This is a genomic window from Paenibacillus tianmuensis (genome assembly GCF_900100345.1).
Lineage (GTDB): Bacteria > Bacillota > Bacilli > Paenibacillales > NBRC-103111 > Paenibacillus_G > Paenibacillus_G tianmuensis.
This window is the reverse complement of record NZ_FMTT01000046.1, coordinates 1-15,623: the sequence shown is the minus strand read 5'-3', so window position 1 is coordinate 15,623 and position 15,623 is coordinate 1. Positions and strand designations below refer to the sequence as shown.

At 49.9% G+C, this 15,623-nt stretch carries 14 protein-coding genes and 1 CRISPR repeat array; of the genes, 10 read left to right on the top strand and 4 right to left on the bottom strand.

Annotation, left to right across the window (positions count from 1 at the left end; genetic code table 11):
• The first annotated feature begins 1 nt into the window (after position 1).
• Together BLO51_RS28785 and BLO51_RS23025 are read left to right on the top strand one after the other, a co-directional pair.
• Positions 2–712, top strand: a complete 711-nt coding sequence (locus BLO51_RS28785; protein WP_167670293.1) for a polyphosphate polymerase domain-containing protein — start codon at positions 2–4, stop codon at positions 710–712.
• 27 nt (positions 713–739) lie between these two features.
• Positions 740–1,420, top strand: coding sequence for a DUF4956 domain-containing protein (locus BLO51_RS23025; protein ID WP_090675574.1), 681 nt, complete (start codon positions 740–742; stop codon positions 1,418–1,420).
• 6 nt (positions 1,421–1,426) lie between these two features.
• Here BLO51_RS23025 and BLO51_RS23020 read toward each other — a convergent pair whose 3' ends face one another.
• Complete coding sequence (locus BLO51_RS23020; protein ID WP_167670292.1) at positions 1,427–2,434, bottom strand: copper amine oxidase N-terminal domain-containing protein; 1,008 nt, start codon at positions 2,432–2,434, stop codon at positions 1,427–1,429.
• A 299-nt stretch (positions 2,435–2,733) separates the two neighbouring features.
• Between BLO51_RS23020 and pnuC the strand changes: the two genes are divergently transcribed.
• From pnuC to BLO51_RS23000, 4 genes are all read left to right on the top strand, one after another.
• On the top strand, positions 2,734–3,390 hold the full coding sequence (pnuC, locus tag BLO51_RS23015; protein WP_090675570.1) for a nicotinamide riboside transporter PnuC: 657 nt from the start codon (positions 2,734–2,736) through the stop codon (positions 3,388–3,390).
• Positions 3,387–4,415: an AAA family ATPase gene (locus tag BLO51_RS23010; protein ID WP_090675568.1), complete on the top strand. Its 1,029-nt coding sequence runs from the start codon at positions 3,387–3,389 to the stop codon at positions 4,413–4,415. Before pnuC ends, BLO51_RS23010 begins: the two co-directional genes overlap by 4 nt.
• Before the next feature lie 22 nt (positions 4,416–4,437).
• Positions 4,438–5,334, top strand: a complete 897-nt coding sequence (locus BLO51_RS23005) for an ADP-ribosylglycohydrolase family protein (protein WP_090675566.1) — start codon at positions 4,438–4,440, stop codon at positions 5,332–5,334.
• Between the two features lie 427 nt (positions 5,335–5,761).
• The gene (locus BLO51_RS23000) at positions 5,762–6,694 is read left to right on the top strand and encodes a manganese-dependent inorganic pyrophosphatase (protein ID WP_090675565.1); all 933 of its coding nucleotides are present in this window, start codon (positions 5,762–5,764) and stop codon (positions 6,692–6,694) included.
• Positions 6,695–6,801: 107 nt separating this feature from the next.
• Here the strand turns inward: BLO51_RS23000 and BLO51_RS22995 are convergent, their stop codons facing one another.
• Positions 6,802–7,980 carry an MFS transporter gene (locus BLO51_RS22995; RefSeq protein WP_167670291.1) on the bottom strand — a complete coding sequence of 393 codons (1,179 nt, stop codon included), beginning with the start codon at positions 7,978–7,980 and terminating at the stop codon, positions 6,802–6,804.
• A gap of 88 nt (positions 7,981–8,068) precedes the next feature.
• Here BLO51_RS22995 and BLO51_RS22990 point away from each other — a divergent pair, with 88 nt between their 5' ends.
• A complete protein-coding gene (locus BLO51_RS22990) occupies positions 8,069–8,947 on the top strand; it encodes a LysR family transcriptional regulator (RefSeq protein WP_090675561.1) in 879 nt (292 codons plus the stop codon).
• A gap of 375 nt (positions 8,948–9,322) precedes the next feature.
• Here the strand turns inward: BLO51_RS22990 and BLO51_RS22985 are convergent, their stop codons facing one another.
• On the bottom strand, positions 9,323–9,541 hold the full coding sequence (locus BLO51_RS22985) for a helix-turn-helix domain-containing protein (RefSeq protein WP_090675559.1): 219 nt from the start codon (positions 9,539–9,541) through the stop codon (positions 9,323–9,325).
• 1,489 nt (positions 9,542–11,030) lie between these two features.
• Positions 11,031–11,582 carry a CGNR zinc finger domain-containing protein gene (locus tag BLO51_RS22975; protein WP_090675557.1) on the bottom strand — a complete coding sequence of 184 codons (552 nt, stop codon included), beginning with the start codon at positions 11,580–11,582 and terminating at the stop codon, positions 11,031–11,033.
• A gap of 112 nt (positions 11,583–11,694) precedes the next feature.
• Between BLO51_RS22975 and BLO51_RS22970 the strand changes: the two genes are divergently transcribed.
• The 3 genes from BLO51_RS22970 to tnpA all read left to right on the top strand — a co-directional run.
• The gene (locus BLO51_RS22970; RefSeq protein WP_090675556.1) at positions 11,695–12,618 is read left to right on the top strand and encodes an arginase family protein; all 924 of its coding nucleotides are present in this window, start codon (positions 11,695–11,697) and stop codon (positions 12,616–12,618) included.
• A 196-nt stretch (positions 12,619–12,814) separates the two neighbouring features.
• A CRISPR array of direct repeats spans positions 12,815–13,928; the repeat unit is 30 nt; unit sequence GTTTTGAACGTACCTATGAGGAATTGAAAC.
• A gap of 328 nt (positions 13,929–14,256) precedes the next feature.
• Complete coding sequence (locus tag BLO51_RS22965) at positions 14,257–15,111, top strand: VanW family protein (RefSeq protein WP_090675554.1); 855 nt, start codon at positions 14,257–14,259, stop codon at positions 15,109–15,111.
• Between the two features lie 224 nt (positions 15,112–15,335).
• Positions 15,336–15,623, top strand: a 288-nt coding sequence (gene tnpA / locus BLO51_RS22960) for an IS200/IS605 family transposase (RefSeq protein ID WP_090675614.1), incomplete at its 3' end; no start/stop codon positions are given.

Genomic DNA, 15,623 nt, shown 5'->3' with positions numbered 1-15,623 from the left:
CATGCAATTTCTCGGGCGAAAGCTGCGGCACGAGCTCAAATATTACATCCATTCTCATGACCACGCCGCGCTTCGGCAGCGGCTGTCGGCCATCCTGACGTTGGACGGAAATTCCGGCAGTCCCGACGGGTACGGTATCCGCAGCTTATATTTCGACGGACCGCATAATCATGCGCTGTATGACAAATCGCATGGCATTTTTAGCCGGGAGAAATACCGCATCCGGATTTACAACGGCAGCGACCGGACGATCAAGCTGGAGCGGAAAAGCAAGTATGGCGATTATGTGTGCAAGGAAGCCGCCCGGTTGAGCAGAGACGATTACGAACGGATTCTGGACGGCGACGTTGCGGGCTTGCAGGAGTCGAAGGTGCCGCTGGTGCAGGATTTTTACCGCGCGATCGCCCAGCGCGGCTTCCGCCCGGCCGTCATTGTGGATTATACGAGGGAAGCCTATGTCTACGATCCGGGGGACGTGCGAATCACGTTTGACAAGAAGCTGGCTGCCGCGATCAATACGTACGACCTGTTTTCCGATCATATGATCATGAAGGAAGCGCTGGAGCCGGCCAGGACCATTATGGAAATTAAATACAACGCTTTTTTGCCGGATTTCATCCGGGCGCTGGTTCAGCCGCAAGCGCATCAGCGGTCAGCCATTTCCAAGTATCTCATCTGCCGGGAAGTCGGGATTCGCAGCGAAAAGCCATAATTCATTTAGGAAAAAGGGGACACATCAATGGGAGAAGCAGTTCGTTTTCAGGATTTATTCAAGAAAAGCATGCTTCATTTGGAGACGTTCCGTACGGTCTCTTATGTCGACCTGCTGCTCGGATTAGCCATTGCGTTCGGCATCGGGATGTTTATTTTTTACATTTACCAGAAGACGTTTCGCGGCGTGGTGTACAGCTATAACTACAATGTCACGTTCGTGCTGATGACGATGATCACGGCAACGATCATTATGACCATCAGCACCAATATTGTATTGTCGCTCGGGATGGTCGGGGCGCTCAGCATCGTCCGCTTTCGGACGGCGGTGAAGGACCCGCTGGATATCGTATACATGTTCTGGGCGATCTCGGCAGGCATCGCGATCGGGGCCAAGCAATATCCGATTGCCCTGCTCGGTTCGGCGGCTGTCGGCTTCGCGCTGGTATGGCTGTCCAGAAAGAAAATCAGGGAGCAGCCTTACCTGCTCATTATCCGGCATACAGATGCCGCTGCCGCCGAATTGCGGAAGCAGTTGAATAAAATCAATCACAGGTTGAAGTCCAAGACGGTGCGCAAAGATTTTGTCGAGCTTACGCTGGAAATGCGCCTCCGGGATGACAATACGGCGTTCATGAACGATATTACAGAGATCGAAGGCGTACTGGACGCGTCCCTGATCAACTATACCGGCGATTACGCGCAATAACACTGCCTATGGGGTAACGATCTGGATCGTCTTCGTCCCGCTCTCCCAATAGACCGTTGCGCCGAGCGCTTCTCCGACGAAGCGAAGCGGTACCATCATCACTTCGTTACGCAGCGTGGGCGGCTGTTCCAACACAAGCTTCTTGCCGTTGACTGATGCCTCCGCGCTGCCAAGCTTTAACCGAACCGACTGCTTTCCTTTCACCGCTTCGACCGACCGGTCTTCTTCATGCCAAACGACGTTCGCTTTCAGCGCTTCAAAAATCGCGCGGAGCGGCACCAGACTGGTCCCGTTCACGACCTCCGGTCGCTGCGGAAAAAATCGCTCCTTGCCGTCAATGACGAGGCGGGGAGCGTTTGTTTGTTCGCGGATGCCAATCAGACCGATGGAAGGGGAAGTGCAGATCGAATCCCCGGACGGCGCGACCCGGCAGACGCTCTTCTCTCCCGTTCCATCCAGCTGAAGCACGTAGCGTTCCTTTCCTGCTGAGTTCAAAGAATACCAATTGCGGTCTTGGTCTTGAAAATAAATGTTCCCGTTGCCGTCGGATTGCAAGGTTTCCGCCGCAACCTGTTTTTCGTTAGGGAGCTTGTATTTCCATGACGCTCCGGCTGTACCCGTCTTGGTGACGGCTCCGCCTTCCGCGTTCACATCGGCCGGGCGCTGCAGCGGCACATCTGTCCGCTTGGAAGAGGAGTCCGGCGGGACGATGCGTTCACCGGAGGGCAGCACGGACCGCAGCTGTCCTTCCGACCGGTAATAAGCGGTGCTGTCGTTAGAAAAAGCCAATCCTTCCGGTCCGGCTTCACTCAGACGCCAAGCGACGGTAAACCGTTCTGCTCCTTTCAGAGCCAGTGTCAAGGAGCGGCCCGATCCTGCCTCGATGGAACGAAGCTGCAGAACGTCGGTGACTTGCCGGGCTTCGGGTTCGTCGGATTTGGAAAACGCAGGAGCGGGGAGGGAAGCGATCGTAATCATGATGAAACAAAAGGAGAGGAACCGAAACATTCGCATGCAAGTAGTCACCCTTCTGATGATGTATAGTTTCGCTACGGCAGCTCGGAAGCCGATTTCAGAACAAGTATACCATAGCCGCCGTTCTTTTTGAAAAAGGCATTGACAAATTGAAATTGAAAATGTCATAATGACATTATAAAATTGAAAGTATAGAAATGCTCGCAGCGCGCCGCACAGATGTACCGTTTTACTGGCAATCTGCCGCAGCTGTCGTTGTACAGCTCATTTTTTTACATTTCAATATAGTCGTTTTGAAAGTATTGACAACGGAGAACGACACCGGGAGGATGAGATTCATGGACAGATGGTATACGATGGTCGGGCTGCTCGCCTGCATGCTGCTGGTCGCTTATTTCACGTCGTCAACGCCGCTGGAGATTGCGGCTACAACAAGCGGACTGCTCAGCGTATGGCTGACGGCGCGGCAAAACGTTTGGTGCTTTCCCGTCGGGCTGGTGAACGTGGCGTGCTTTTTCGTCACGTTCTACGATGCGAAGCTGTACGCGGATATGACGCTGCAAGTCGTGTTTTTCGTCTTGAGCATTCAAGGCTGGATCGTCTGGCTGACCAAGCGCGGACAGGCGAAGGTGCGGCCGACGCGGCGGATGACGCTACGGCTCGGCTTGGGGCTGGCGCTGCTGCTCGTCGTCGTGACGGCAGGCTGGGGCTATGCGCTTGCCCGCTTCACGGACGCGTCGATCCCTTATGTGGACGCGTTCATTGCGACGCTGAGCATTTTCGCGCAACTGCTGCTGTCGAACAAGGTGCTGGAAAACTGGTACTTCTGGATTGCGGTCGATGTGCTGTCAATCGGGATGTATGCGTATAAAGAGCTGTATACTTTGTCGTTGTTGTACGTTATTTTCCTCGGGATCGCGACAAGCGGACTGATCCAGTGGCGCAGCGAACACCGGGCGTCGCAGCGGTCGGGCCGCATGGGGGTGAGCTTATGAGCAATACTCAATTAACGGTCGGGCTGACGCTTGGCAAATTCGCGCCTCTGCACCGGGGGCACCAATATATGATCGAAACGGCTCTCGCGGAGACGGATCATGTGATCGTCGTCATCTACGATTGTCCCGAAACGACCGACATTCCGCTGACGGTGCGGGCTGGCTGGATTCGCGCCCTGTATCCCGCGGTCGAGGTGATCGAGGCTTGGGACGGGCCGACGGAAACGGGGTATACGCCGGAGATTAAGAAGGCGCAGGAGGATTACATTCTCGGCCTGCTTGGCGGGCGAAATGTGACGCACTTTTATTCCAGCGAGCCGTATGGCGAGCATATGAGCGCAGCGCTGAACGCCGTGGACCGGCAGGTTGACCCGAAGCGGGAGACGTTTCCGGTATCGGGAACGGCGGTACGGCACGACCCGTTGGCGAACCGGGCGTTCGTCGATCCGCGGGTTTACCGGGACCTGGTGACGACCGTCGTCTTCCTCGGCGCGCCCTCGACCGGCAAAACGACCGTTTGCGAAGCACTGGCCCGCGAGTTCGGGACGGTCTGGATGCCGGAGTATGGGCGCGAGTACTGGGAGCAGCATCAGACGGACCGCCGGCTGACGCCGGACCAGCTGGTAGAGATTGCCGAGGGGCATCTGGCTAGGGAGGAAAAGCTGCTTTCGGAGGCGAACGGTTATGTGTTCGTCGATACGAATGCGATCACGACGTTCATGTTCGCGCACGATTATCACGGGATGGCGCTGCCGCGCCTTCGGGATTTGGCTGCGCAGGCGGCTTCGCGCTACGATCTCGTCTTCCTGTGCGGCGACGAAATCCCGTACGACGATACGTGGGACCGTTCGGGCGACGTGCAGCGGCGCGTGTTCCAGAAGCGGATTGCGGCCGACCTGGCGGTGCGGCGGGTGCCTTACATTCCGCTGCACGGAAGCCTGGAGGAACGGATCGCGCGGGTGAAGCGGGTGCTTGGCCGCTACCGCAAGTATGCGAGCATAGGCGCACCGTGGGCCGAACTATAGAGTGGGAGAGGAGGAGAACGGGATGAACGACGAAAGAAAAAGCTTGGCGGACCGCATCAAAGGCGGGCTATATGGCGTCGCCATCGGCGATGCGCTCGGCGGGACGACCGAATTCATGAGCGCCAAGGAGATTCGGCGCAAGTACGGCTATTTGACCGACATCGTCGGCGGCGGGGTATGGGACCTCGAACCGGGGGAGGTCACGGACGATACGATGATGACGCTTTGCGTGGCGGAGGGCATCCTTGACTGCCCAAACGACCCGATGGCGAGCATCGGGGAACGCTTCCTGGCGTGGTACCGTTCCGATCCGAAGGATATCGGCAATATCATCCGCCGGGCATTCGCACGGTATGACGGCCATTGGTTCGAAGCGGCTTTTCTGGCCGATCAAGACTTGGGCCGCAGTGCGGGCAACGGCTCGTTGATGCGCTGCCTGCCGGTGGCGCTCGCCTATGCCGACCCGGGCCGGGTCGATCACATGTCGCGGATGCAGTCGAAGATGACGCACTACGACGAGCGCTGCAACGAAGCGTGCGGCTTGTACAACCGCATCGCGCTGCGGCTGCTGAACGGCGAAGCGCTGCGCCCGGCGATGGCGGCGGAAACGCAGGGCACGCCGTACGCTTCTGCGCTCGCCGAAGCGCCGGACTGCGAGCCGACCGGCTTCGTCGTCGATACGATGCGCTGGGCGCTGTACTGCCTGCAGCAGGGCGACGGCTTCGCGGACGTCGTGCAGCGCACCGCCAATCTCGGCGGCGACAGCGATACGATCGGCGCCATCGCCGGTGGGCTGGCGGGCGTGTATTACGGCTACGACGGCATCCCGGCTGCCTATGCGGACGTCATCTTGATCAAGGACCGGCTGGACGCCGTAGCGGAGCGGCTGACGGCTCTGCGGGAGGAAGCCGCCCGATGAAGGCGCGCACAACTCGGGGAGGGGAGCCGGGAGTCAAGTCCGAGATGATCTGAATGACATAGAGCAGGCTCGTTTCCGTGCGAATTCCTCCCGGATTTTCTCTGCGATCATGGGGCGGATGGGCGGGCGGTTATGGTAGGCAGATCGGATGGCAAGTAAATTTTAATCATATTCGTTCTCTCCTGTCTCTTCTAAATGATGTCTTTTGTAACGAGATGACTTCCCAAGCATACCGGATGAAACTTAACCCGGATTCTATGAAACCTTAATATAATCTGAAAGAAGTCCGCCGGATAGGAACTTTTCTATGTAAAGGGATAGGAATAATGCTAGTTTTGCGATATAATCTGCATGAGGAATCTTGATTGTGAATGTCGATGTACGGTATACTTTTCTCGCCAAAACAAAACAAGTAAGGAGAATAAGGATGGATAAAGTACTTATTTTCGGACATAAGAACCCAGACACCGATACGATCTGCTCTGCCATTGCGTATGCGCATTTGAAAACTCAGCTGGGCCAAAATGTCGAGCCTGTCCGCTTGGGCAGCGTAAACGGGGAAACTCAATTCGCACTCGACTACTTCAAAACGGAAGCGCCGCGCCTCGTCGAGACGGTAGCGAACGAAGCGAAAAACGTCATTCTGGTCGACCACAACGAGCGCCAGCAAAGCGCGTCCGACATCGATCAGGTTCGCGTGCTGGAGGTTATCGACCACCACCGCATCGCCAATTTCGAAACGAGCGGTCCGCTCTACTACCGCGCCGAGCCGGTCGGCTGCACGGCGACGATTCTGAAGAAGCTGTACAAAGAAAACGGGGTCGCCATTCCGAAAGAAATCGCCGGTCTCATGCTGTCCGCGATCATTTCCGACTCGCTCCTGTTCAAGTCGCCTACCTGCACGGATGAAGACGTAGCCGCCGCCCGCGAGCTGGCCGAAATCGCCGGTGTGAACGCCGACGCCTACGGTCTGGACATGCTCAAAGCTGGCGCCGATCTGAGCGACAAAACGATCGCGCAACTGATCTCGCTCGACGCCAAAGAGTTCCAAATGGGTAACTACAAGGTGGAAATCGCCCAAGTGAACGCCGTCGACACGAACGACGTGCTGTCGCGCCAAGCGGAGCTGGAAGCAGCTCTCTCCGGCATCATCGCGGAGAAAAACCTGGACCTGTTCCTCCTCGTCGTGACGGACATCTTGAACAACGATTCGATCGGCTTGGCCCTCGGCCGCGCCGCGCATGCCGTAGAGCAAGCGTACAACGTGAAGCTGGACGACAACAAAGCCGTGCTCAAAGGCGTCGTTTCCCGCAAATCGCAAATCGTACCGGTGCTCACCGACGTGTTCAACAAGCTGTAATCCAGGGATGAAAAGAAAGGCTGCCAGCACTTTGCGCTTGGCGGCCTTTTTGTATTGATGGGGTCAGACGGGACAGCACATTCCGGCATCCAAGACCGGATACTCATTCACCCTATATTCTGGCTTCGTTTTCTTACTCCAATCCCAAACGAATAAGAGGCAGTTACAACCGCAAGCAACACGGTTATTCCTCCAATCCATCCCATATGTTGAATGTTCGTATATTCAATAACGATTCCTCCCAATCCTGCACCTAATGTCATTCCGATGTTCATGAAAGCCGTATTGAAGCTAAGGACAACTTCCGATGACTGCGGCCTTAATGAAATCAAATAAAATTGATTGGCTGGCGTTGTCGTCCAGGTTGCCGCCCCCCAAATCATGATCGTCATAAGAAGCGTTACCGTTGAAGCCGTCGTTGATGTCAGCACGAATAACGTTGCAGAATGAAGGATCAGACTGATCAAGATCGTTCGGACAGGCCCCCATCGATCCACGGCGTAACCGCCAAAACGCGAACCGATAAAGGCTGACACGCCGAGCACAAGAAGCGCAGAACTGATCATTTCGATTGAGAAGCCAGCCAACTCGCTCAGCATCGGAGCAATATAGGCAAATACCATGGTATAACCCAAAATCCAGAATACCGTAGTGGCTAGCCCGCTGATCACCTGTTTATCTTTGATCAAAAGAAGCTGCTGCTTCAAAGGAACCGGACTCGCTCCTTCGAACTTCGGGATAAACTTTTGAAGCAGCAACAGATTGAGCAGGGTAACGACCGCAATAATAAGGTAGATGTAGCGCCAATCGAGATAGGCGGCGATCAACGTTCCGAACGGGACACCGAGTACCAATGAAACCGAAAACCCGGTAATGACTGTAGCAATGGCATTGCCTTGTTTTTGCGGCGAGGCAAGGCGGGCAGCGTAGCTCGTAGCAATAACGGTGTATAGCCCTCCGCTCGATGCCAGGATGATGCGGGAAAGCATAAGCATACCAAAATTCGAACTGCATAGTGCCACGATATTTCCCGCGATAAACGTGAGCAGGGCGTACATCAGTACCTTTTTTCGGTTAAACTTTGCTGTCAGCATCACCAGTACAAGCGCTCCGATTGCATACGACAGGGAATAAACCGTTATTAATTGTCCGGCTGCTGCAATGGATATATGCAGGTCAGCGGATATGATTTCGAGAATACCCGAAACGACGAATTCTGCGGTGCCTGTGACAAAGGCTCCTAGAGCTAATAAATAGATAGCAAAGCGATTCAATGGTGTTTTCACTCCTTCATCAAAAGCTTGCTATCATTTTATCTCGCATGATAGTATTAGTAAAGTTAATGTTATTCATGAAGGAGTTGAGTAAAAACTCATGTCATTTGTCCGTTTCGAAGTGTTCATTAAAGTTGTGGAATACGGAAGCTTCACGAAAGCCGCCGAAAAATTAAATATGACTCAATCTGCCGTCAGTCATGCCATCGCAAGCTTGGAATCGGAGCTTGGAGCAACGTTGTTGATCCGCGACCGTAAAAAAGGCGTGCTGCTGACAGAAGTCGGGCACAAATTGGTCATTCATATGAGAGAAATCTTGAACAGCATGGAAAAAATCAAGCAGGAAGTCGCTTTAACTGCAAGTTTGGAAACGGGGACGATACGCATCGGTACGTTTGCCAGCGCTTCTTCCTGCCTACTGCCTAAGATTTTATCGAAATTCCAGAAGAAGCACCCCAACATCGAGTTTCGATTTTATGAAGGCTCTTACGAGGAAATTACGGAATGGCTGCGTACAGGCGTCATTGACATTGGATTTGTGGTGCAGCAAAATTCAAATCCAGAGTTTGACGTGGTTCCCCTCACCAAGGACAACATGGTGTTAGCCTTTCCTGCCAATCATAAATTTAGTGGAAGGAAGGATATCGCCATTGAGGAGTTGGGGGACGAGCCGTTTATTATGCCTACCGGCATGTATCAGTCGCATATTTTAGACATTTTTCAGGAAGCGAAAATTAAGCCAAACATCCGTTTTGAAGTCTACGATTGCACTACCATTGCCAATATGGTGCAGGAAGGTCTTGGCGTTACCATAGGCCCTGAACTGTTTCTCAAAACACAGCCTCATCTTCAAATTGGCAGCCTGAATGTATCGAAATGGCGGACTGTAGCGTTAGCGTGCCCGTCGTTCTCCAGCGCTTCGCCTGCCGCGCAAGCATTTCTTACTGTGGCGCAAAATACGTTCGATAAAGAAACGTGATAAGGGGGAGGGGGTAAGGGGAGGGTAAAAAATTCCTCGTAGGTAGGTTCAAAAATTAACGTCATTCCGAAGGATCAACCGCCAGTTCCGAGTTTCAATTCCTCATAGGTAGGTTCAAAACCGGCCAAGGGGGAAGCATCGGTCCGCTCGTGACGACATTTTTTATTAATGCAAAAGGAATGTCTGAAACGGTGTGAATGAGAGAATGCTTTATTTCTGCGCAGTTATATTGTCGTCGATCCCCCGGCTTTTTTGCAGCATTGGGGGGCGACGACAATATTGTAACGAGTAATTAGTCTTTAATTTTAATTCCAAGAATATATTAATTCAAAATTAATGAAAATAAGTAAAAATTTGTAATAAATTAAGAGGGAATCAATCAACTGACTGGCCCTCATTTTGATACTCTAACAAATCTCCAATACCAACGCCTAAATAGCAACAGAGCTTGTCTAAAAGCTCCCTCGGGTAACGTTCCGTTTGATCGTTATAAAGAGCCCGTACACTATCGAAACGATAATCAATGTCTTTTGCTAACTGTCGAATGGAAATTCCCCTCTGGTCAAGAACTAACTTTAATTTTGAATGAATCAATGCTGCTCACCTCTGCTCAAATTGTAGGATTACCACTTACGTATGTCAATCAATGAAATAGAGAACATGAATTGACACCTTAAACGGGTCGGTGTACAATGATGTTTATGACACGTTAAAGGTGTCGGCAATTAAGGGGGTGATATATTTGTAGTTCTGCGTAGAGAAAAAGAAGGCGGAACTGAATAAAATTATCGAAGACGATGAGGATTCGGTTATTTTCTATACCTGGCGCACTCAGAAGTACTCGGATCGGGAGATCATGGGCTTGGAAAAAGGTGGACAAAGGTTTATAATTTAACCATGCTTTTTGTCGTCGACTCCCAATGCTGCGAATAAGCTCGGGGGTCGACGACAACGAAAACTACGGGGCAGAAGGGTTTGTAGCGTTAGCTGTTGGAGATACGAAAGTGTGGGATATGTGGAAATGGCGTAGTAGCGGGGTTTTTATGGGTTTTGAACGTACCTACGAGGATTTGAAACCGATGTACAGCACGTTCGTGCATAATGATAAACGTAAGGTTTTGAACGTACCTACGAGGATTTGAAACATCTATGCAAGCATTCGCAACGAGCACTATCGTGATGTTTTGAACGTAATATAAGGAATTGAAACCTCATACGGATTGCGTGTTTGAAACAAAATTTTGTATCATTTTGAACGTACCTATGGGAATTGAAACTCCGGCTGAATACGGGACTCAGCACTCGGTGTTCGAGTTTTGAACAGTTCTCACATTCCGCACCCCTCTGACCCAAAAAATAGCGAATTTTGTTGTATGCTAGAGTCACAGAACGGAGAGTCGGGAGCGTATACTTGCGACTTTTAGCACGGAGACCCTGCTGTTAAGGCTCACGTAATTGTCAGTGCATTTATCACCGTCAATGACGTGAACCTTTGTATATCAGGGGACGCCACTTTAGTGAGAATGCTAATGCCAATCATCCAGGAGACGGAAAACGGCGGTTATCCCGCCGTTCCTCGTTGTCGGTCCATATCACGAAAGAGGAAGTCGTGAACTATCATCAATGCCGATGGACAAACACGACTGTAGAACACATGTTCTGAGAGAGGCCATATTATTGACATGGGCCTGAGAGCGCAAAGGCCAAATCGGTATCGAAAAACGTGAGATTCGACTTGGTGACGCCGACGGTTCCTTTGGGAGCCGCCCCGTAAGATAGGAGGACACTTGGGCTTGGGGTACGGGAAATGTAAGACCGTCAAATGACCTCTTATATCTTTAAGATTATTTTTGAATCGCTCTACTAACTGAGAAGAAGCGTCAGGCTTTGCGGAGCGCAAGGTGATGATGCACGATGACATTGCATCCCTTTACGCGCGAGGCGGGCAGCGGCAAGTCCGCTCTCTTGCGGCGCTTGTTCCGCTCCAAATACAAACGCTCACGTCATTGACGGTGAAAAATGCACCGACTAATGTTGAATACAATGGCTGGCGGAGGGCTTGCAGTATCCCACGTCCATCGTACTATATTTCATTGGAGTGCCGATGTTTTTTTACATGAAACCGGGTAGAGCACCGCTTGCTGCAAAAGCGCTGCAGCCCGTTTTTGGATTGATCCACATAGAACTCCTCGCAGGGGGGAGAAGCACAAATTTTGAGTCGCCCTCTTCCATATTCCACGAGTACTCTTCCCAACGTAAACGCACAGATCGCACTAATGCGATCGGCCACGCTAATTTCTCTCCCAGGATGTTGTTCGTACACATAATCGAATGAACGGTCTGCCTTGATCTGTAAGCGGGATTGAATAGGTGAACGTTGTTCGAATTCATTCAAGATTTGCACCAGATCGGAATCGTTCTCCATAGCGATATGATGTCTAAGCTGGTCGCGATAGGAGCGTGTTGCTTGAAGGTCATCGTCAGAAATAGGTAACCCTTCAAACAGATCATATTTTTTAAGAAGCGCCCTCAACTGCTCTAAACTTCCAAGCAGCTCGGGTTGCTTATAATAAGGATCGTATGTGTTTAGAACATAGCAAGTAAATGCAAGCCACTGATCTTTGTCATATTTCATGGTATTGACTCCTTCATTGCTTTCATATATTGTAATACTTAAATTTTACTTTAAGTCTTACAAATTGGGCAAGGCCAACGTTATTTTTAATTTATGCGAAGGGAAGTGACTTATGAGGAGAACTATTTGCATCATTCATGCCCCGATCAATCTTGGTCTACGAAAACATCCGGACGGTAAAGAGAGGGGATGTGGAAAACTGCCGGAAGTACTTGAACAAATCGGTTTTCATGATTCAGTTAAACCTCATGATGTAATCAAGCTTTCTCAACCTGTCTATCCGGCAATTGAACAGTATGATGACGGTGCATTAAACGGTCGCCCAATCGCTTCTTTTTCTATAACATTGGCCGATGAAGTGGAAAAAGCATTGGAGCGCCAGGGTTTTCCCCTTGTGTTGGGCGGGGATTGTAGTGTACTTATCGGAAGTACCTTGGCTTTAAAGCGTAAGGGAAGATATGGACTGATTCATCTTGACGCACATCCAGATTACTATAATAAACTCAATAAAGATAAAGCAGCTGTGGCAGGAATGGATTTGGCAATTGTTTCGGGAAAAGGAACGGAAGTTCTTACAAACCTTGAAAATCATAGACCATACATACGCAGTAGGGACGTCGTTAGTTTTGGTTACCGTGAAGCTGATCCTGAACAGGAGATTATACAAGAAGCCATAGCAGACGGCATTACATGTTGGAGTGCAGCGAGAGTTCAGAAACTTGGAATTGAACAAGTAGCTGACGACGTATTGAATTTCATAAATCAGACAGAAGTTGAAGGTTTTTGGCTTCATTTGGATGCGGACATACTGGATGCCGCGATCATGCCTTGTGTGGATTGCCCGGAGTCCGAAGGTCTACAGTGGGACGAACTAACCATCCTTTTGAACAGGATACTTTCTTCGCCTAAAGTGATCGGGATGGATGTGACTATTTTAGATCCTGATCTGGACATTATGCATGAGGTAACGCGAACTTTTTCTGCATTATTAACAAAAGTGTTGAGAGTGGAAGTAATCCGACACGAAGAAGCGTAAGATCATAGGGGTTGGAAAAAGGTGGCGGACGTATTATAATTTAACTGTGCTGAAGTTGTCGTCGACCTCCAATGCTGCAAAAAAGCCGGGGGATCGACGACAAATGAATGGCGTAGCGACGGGATTTTGGCGATTTGGGTGACTTGAATGTTTTGTGTAAGGAAAGGAAACTACAGGAATTACGGCATTTTGATGGGTTTTGAACGTACCTATGAGGAATTGAAACACCTTCTCCGCACCTGTAATAGTCATCGATCTGCTTTATAGTTTTGAACGTACCTATGAGGAATTGAAACAGCAATATTACGGCCCTATCCGAATCGGAACTGGTTTTCGTTTTGAACGTACCTATGAGGAATTGAAACATCGAGCGCCGTTGCATCTCTTGCAGCGCCTTCACAAGTTTTGAACGTACCTATGAGGAATTGAAACATTTCTCTGTAAGCTTAGGCAGCATGAAAATTCCTTCGTTTTGAACGTACCTATGAGGAATTGAAACTCTTGCGCCAGTTCTTGACAAGCTGCTGCCGATCATGGTTTTGAACGTACCTATGAGGAATTGAAACAAGAAGAAAGTTGCAAGTGTTTTCATGATGTTGTCGTTTTGAACGTACCTATGAGGAATTGAAACTGCAGTTGATGATCGTACTTTCTTCTATCGAAAACTCTCGTTTTGAACGTACCTATGAGGAATTGAAACACTTCAATGACCCCATGAGTCAACGGGAGCCATTTAAGGTTTTGAACGTACCTATGAGGAATTGAAACCGCGAAGGTGTCGAGATAGATACAAGCGGCGGGGACGTTTTGAACGTACCTATGAGGAATTGAAACCGACTTCCAAGACGATCAATTCGGGGCATATGGTCGTTGTTTTGAACGTACCTATGAGGAATTGAAACTCCAAAGACATAATCTTGCGGCCCATGACGTAATGTGAGGTTTTGAACGTACCTATGAGGAATTGAAACTGGAACGATTGAAGCCAAAACCTTGCCACGTTACCAGCTGTTTTGAACGTACCTATGAGGAATTGAAACAACAGCATGACGGATAGTCAGCTACGGCGCTTAATCAAGTTTTGAACGTACCTATGAGGAATTGAAACCACGTAACTAATCTGCATGTCGTACACTTTTTAAAGTTTTGAACGTACCTATGAGGAATTGAAACCAACATGACCCATACAGAATCACCGATACTAAGCGGACGTTTTGAACGTACCTATGAGGAATTGAAACTATGCAACCGCTAAGGCGTCTCCCATGGCAAACGCTTCGGTTTTAAACGTACCTATGAGGAATTGAAACAGTCACCGAAGCCGCAATATGTTTTGACCATACTTCCTGTAGCGTCTCTTCCATCCGAACCCTTTTGTCTGATGGATTCATTGTGACAGGCTTTGCTTCCTATGAACAGATTTGTTTGATTTGACGCTTACAACACGATTGTGGAACACATGTTCTGATGGAGGCCATGTTATTGACATGGGCCTACTCTATTGTATTACTTAGTGTTGTTTTTTAAAACTTTTCAGCCTCTTCAAGATTGTCTGTTTGTAAAACAATCTTCTCAGAGTCGAGAACAATCATACCCCTTCATCTACAGACGGCAGGTTACAAAGGAGATCGTTTGAATATGGTTATTTCGATAAAAAAGTGGGTGCTGTTCAAGTTCCCTTTTCTATACAAGGTTAGAGTGGCACAGTTGCAAACTCGAAGGCGATTTCAAGATGTTTTGGCACGGTGCCTGTTTGCCCGACGCAAATCTGCTATCGAACTACCTTATCGCTGCGCGAAGCATAAATCCGTATTGCGGCGGACGCTGCAGGGTTCCGACCCACAACTGCAGGAGAACAAAATTACTAATTTGCGCATCGCCCTGGGACATATTGACGGCATTATAATCCGTCCTGGAGAGACATTTTCATTCTGGCGCCTCGTCGGCAAACCAACGGCTCGCAAGGGGTATATCGACGGGCTCATGCTCGCTTACGGCGAGGTTCGCAAAGGAGTTGGGGGAGGACTGTGCCAGTTGGCGAACCTGCTATTTTGGCTTGCTCTGCACACGCCGCTGCAAATAAAGGAACGCCACCATCATAGCTTCGACCTCTTTCCCGACGACCGCCGCACTGTACCGTTCGGAAGTGGTACAAGTATCTTTTACAATTACCTAGACCTCCGTTTTTTTAATCCGACCGACTATACGTTCCAACTCAAACTGTGGCTCACCGACACTCATTTGGAGGGAACGGTTCGCTGTGATTCCTTACTGCCGTTATTGTATCGGATTGAGGAACGAAATCACCGCTTTTATGAATGGAACGGGTTATGGTATCGCGAAAACGAAATTTGGCGGCTGGAGCTGGATGCGGCTTCAGGCGATATACTAACTGAAACTATGCTGCTGCATAACCGGGCAGAAGTTAAATATGTGGTACGGCAGGAGAAAATGGGACATAAGAGTGTGGGGAGATATGGGGAAGAGAAGTGAGTTTTTCTTTAGCGGATTGAAATGTTGCAAAAGCACCCGACTGCTACGAGGGTACGGCAACCATTCCGCTAACGGGCAGGATAATTACAGATTTTAGCCGAGAAAGCCCTTGCCTTTAGGCATGGGATGAATCGGCTTAGGACAAGGGCTGTCTTTGGACAGCTTCATTGTCCTACATTCCTTCGTGTTTTTGCAGTTGTTATTAAAATTGATACAATTGGTATATAGGACAAGAATATAGAAGAACGACCACAACCGTATCACTCATCAACTATCATTTTGTGTTTTGCCCGCGATACCGAAGAAAGGTATTTGTGAGTCAAGTCGAAGCGAGATTTAAAGAGCTTGTGCAAGAGCTATGCCAGAAAAACGATTGGCTTATGGTTGCGATGGAAGTCATGCCAGATCATGTGCACCTATTCTTAAACGTGCTGCCAACGGATTCTCCAGCGGACGTTATGGCAAAATTGAAAGGTACGACCTCGCGATGTTTGCGTCAAGAATTTAAGCAC